The sequence below is a fragment of the Pricia sp. genome (genome assembly GCF_041745955.1).
Lineage (GTDB): Bacteria > Bacteroidota > Bacteroidia > Flavobacteriales > Flavobacteriaceae > Pricia.
Map to the genome: position 1 here is coordinate 1 of NZ_JBGTHY010000234.1, position 3,218 is coordinate 3,218.

A 3,218-nucleotide genomic window follows, 5' to 3' on the forward strand; every position below is an offset into this window, starting at 1 on the left:
ATCGCTTGCTTTGCACAATTCAATTTGCAAAAGTATATACTAAAGCATGGAACCCCACGCTTTATAATTCACGATCAATTCGGTCGCACGGCCAAGATTACCTTGTAACTGTTCCGGTTAGCGATATCCATTACGTGAACCGCCTCTTTGATGGCCACACTTTCTTCGGCCCTTAGAATAATGGTAGGCTTATCTTGCCCCTCCAAAGCTTTTTTGAGTTCGACTTCGATAAAATCTCCGTTGATCCGCTCGTTGTTTACAAAGTACTGTAGATTCTTATCGATACTTACCGATACGTTTTGGGTGTTGGTAGATTTCCCTTTCGCTTTGGGCAATAAAAGATCCAGCGCATTGGGCGAGTTTGCCGTCAACATAAAGAAAATCAACAACAGGAATACGATATCCGTCATCGATGACATGCTAAAATCGGGGCTCACCTTATTTCTTCCCTTCAATTTCATGGTATGGAATTATAGAGGTTCGTTCAACAGGTCTAAAAACTCAACGGCATTGGCCTCCATCTTATGCACGACCTTATCGATCCGGTTGACCAAGTGGTTATAGCCGATATAAGCTATGATACCAACAATAAGGCCCGCAACCGTTGTTGTCATGGCCGTATAGATACCAGAGGCCAGAGAGCCCATTTCCGCCTGGCCGCCGCTGGAGGCCATTTCGTGAAAGGCTAGGATCATACCGATTACGGTACCCAAAAATCCGATCATGGGGCCGGCTCCGGCGACAGTGGCCAGTACGCTCACGTTTTTTTCGAGGGCGTAGACTTCAAGTGTTCCGGCATTTTCAATGGCCGTGTTGATATCGTCCAAAGGTTTTCCGATTCGGGAAACTCCTTTTGCCGTCAAACGGGCTACGGGAGAATCGGTTTGGGCACACAAAAGTTTGGCCGCCTCCAATTTACCGTTCGTGACATGGTCACGAATTTGGTTCATAAAATTGCTATCGATTTTCGAGGCGGCCTTAATAGCAAAAATCCGCTCAAAGTAAATATATAGAGCTACAAACAGCATAATGAACAAAATAGAAATAATAAGTACACTTCCCGTACCGCCGTTAAAAATAAGATCGATTACGGAAAGGGTCTTTTCTTCCGACATAACATCCCCCATTTGAGGATCTTGCGCCGCATCTTGAAATAGCATCATAGAATTCTTAGATTATTTACGCTTTAAAACAAGTTCAGTGTTGCTTCTATAACGGTAGTTTATCGATTAAATTATACGTTCAACAGAAAATTTCGCAGCAAAACAAAAGCAACCGCACCACCAATGAATCCCAAGAATGCGAGCCAGGCTATTTTTTTAAGATACCAAAAGAAATCGATTTTTTCCATTCCCATGGCAACGACACCGGCAGCAGAGCCAATAATCAACATACTACCGCCCGTACCGGCCGAATAGGCGATAAAATGCCAAACGGGGTCATCTATGGGCACTGAAAACATTCCCATACTAGCTGCCACAAGAGGTACGTTATCAATTATGGCAGAACCAACTCCTAGAATCAAAACAACCAGATCAGACACAATACCCTCCCTAGCCTCGGTACCGAGTGCAGGCATTGTACTATCCAGTATCTCCGCAAAATGAAATAGCATGCCCAAAGATTCCAAGGCTGCTACCGCCAATAATATCCCCAAGAAAAAAAGAATACTTGGCAATTCTATTTTTGACAGGGAAGCATGTACGGGACTATGGTGGCCAACAGTATCATGCCCTTCGCCATTCACAGCCGAAATACTGAATTTTGTATTACTATAAATCTCGGCAAATATAGCTACTACAGCCAATGACAACATCATACCGACATAAGGGGGCAGGTGTGTTATTGTTTTGAAAAAAGGTACAAACACAATGGCTCCCAAACCTAAGTATAACATGGTCGCACCATATTTCGATTTTGGTTCGTCCAATTCCGCCGCGTCAGTGACTATGTTTCCTTTAAAGGCCTTGTACCTACTTGCTACCAAAACAGGAATAACCATACAGACGATCGAAGGTATGAAAACATGTTCTATAAGAACTAGTGCCGTTACCTTATTACCAATCCAAAGCATAGTGGTGGTAACATCACCAATGGGCGACCAAGCACCACCGGCGTTGGCTGCAATGATGATAATACCGGCAAACCAAAGTCGAGTGTCCCTTTCTTTAATAACCTTCTGTAAAATGGTTATCAATACGATGGTCGCTGTAAGGTTATCGATTATGGCAGAAAGCACAAAAGCCAAAATGGAGAACAGCCATAAAAGTTTGCGCTTGCTCTTAGTCTTTATGAAGCCTTTTATCGTTACGAAACCGTTAAAATAATCGATAATTTCTACAATGGTCATCGCCCCTAACAAGAATACCAGAATTTCAGCCGTTTTCCCGAGGTGATGCAATAGTATTTCATCGATATCGGTGGGTTCAAGCTCCTTTAAATCTGAATTGACCTCAAATACAGGTAGGTGAGCCAAGGCAATAATCGCCCAAAGTATGGCCATCATTGCCAGGGCGGGAATGAGTTTATCAATTTTCAGGTTGTGCTCCATGGTTATCGCCAGATAACCCAAAACAAATACGATGATAATAATGGTCTCCATACTCGATCGGTTTTTAAGGTTCTATATTAGTTGTTTCAATGCGGTTTACTAACAGGTCCGGTCGAGATTTGTACCGGACGGATTTTTTCTAAAGATATTCAAAATTGCCTTTCTTAGGGTATCGGATGCGTATTAAATGTCAATTCATCCTCCCTTGAAACCCTATTGCCCGTTATATCGGGCAAAATCCTCCGCATTCCAAAGTTGGAACCGACAAATATAAAAATTTGGAGCAGATTTGTCCTAAACTTTTTATTTTACCTGCCACTGACCGTTCGGGGTACATTGTGCGCAAGAAATGCCGCTTGGGCCATGTTCTATTTTATGTTCTATATTTGTAGAAAGCCTATAAGCACATATATCTATGGATTTTTCACTATCGGAAGAGCATCTCATGATACGGCAGGCGGCACGTGATTTCGCCCAAAACGAATTGCTGCCAGGCGTTATCGAACGGGACGATGCACAAAAATTCCCCGTTGAACAAATAAAGAAACTGGGGGAATTGGGTTTTATGGGGATGATGACCGACCCGAAATACAACGGTAGCGGTATGGATACATTATCGTATGTCATCGCTATGGAAGAGCTTTCGAAAATCGACGCCTCGGCCTCG

The 3,218-nt window shown here is 43.1% G+C and carries 4 protein-coding genes; 1 reads left to right on the top strand and 3 read right to left on the bottom strand.

Annotated features, from left to right (window positions below):
• Positions 1-74: 74 nt before the first annotated feature.
• The 3 genes from ACEW8S_RS08500 to nhaD all read right to left on the bottom strand — a co-directional run bounded on the left by ACEW8S_RS08500 (position 75) and on the right by nhaD (position 2,602).
• The gene (locus tag ACEW8S_RS08500; protein WP_373517730.1) at positions 75-461 is read right to left on the bottom strand and encodes an ExbD/TolR family protein; all 387 of its coding nucleotides are present in this window, start codon (positions 459-461) and stop codon (positions 75-77) included.
• Positions 462-470: 9 nt separating this feature from the next.
• Positions 471-1,163: a MotA/TolQ/ExbB proton channel family protein gene (locus ACEW8S_RS08505; RefSeq protein WP_373517731.1), complete on the bottom strand. Its 693-nt coding sequence runs from the start codon at positions 1,161-1,163 to the stop codon at positions 471-473.
• 71 nt (positions 1,164-1,234) lie between these two features.
• Positions 1,235-2,602, bottom strand: coding sequence for a sodium:proton antiporter NhaD (nhaD, locus tag ACEW8S_RS08510; protein WP_373517732.1), 1,368 nt, complete (start codon positions 2,600-2,602; stop codon positions 1,235-1,237).
• A gap of 364 nt (positions 2,603-2,966) precedes the next feature.
• Between nhaD and ACEW8S_RS08515 the strand changes: the two genes are divergently transcribed.
• Positions 2,967-3,218, top strand: a 252-nt coding sequence (locus ACEW8S_RS08515) for an acyl-CoA dehydrogenase family protein (RefSeq protein WP_373517733.1), incomplete at its 3' end; no start/stop codon positions are given.

Coding starts and splice junctions, on each gene's coding strand:
- ACEW8S_RS08505 (WP_373517731.1), bottom strand. CDS start 1,163: ATGATGCTATTTCAAGATGCGGCGCAAGATCCTCAAATGGGGGATGTT.
- nhaD (WP_373517732.1), bottom strand. CDS start 2,602: ATGGAGACCATTATTATCATCGTATTTGTTTTGGGTTATCTGGCGATA.
- ACEW8S_RS08500 (WP_373517730.1), bottom strand. CDS start 461: ATGAAATTGAAGGGAAGAAATAAGGTGAGCCCCGATTTTAGCATGTCA.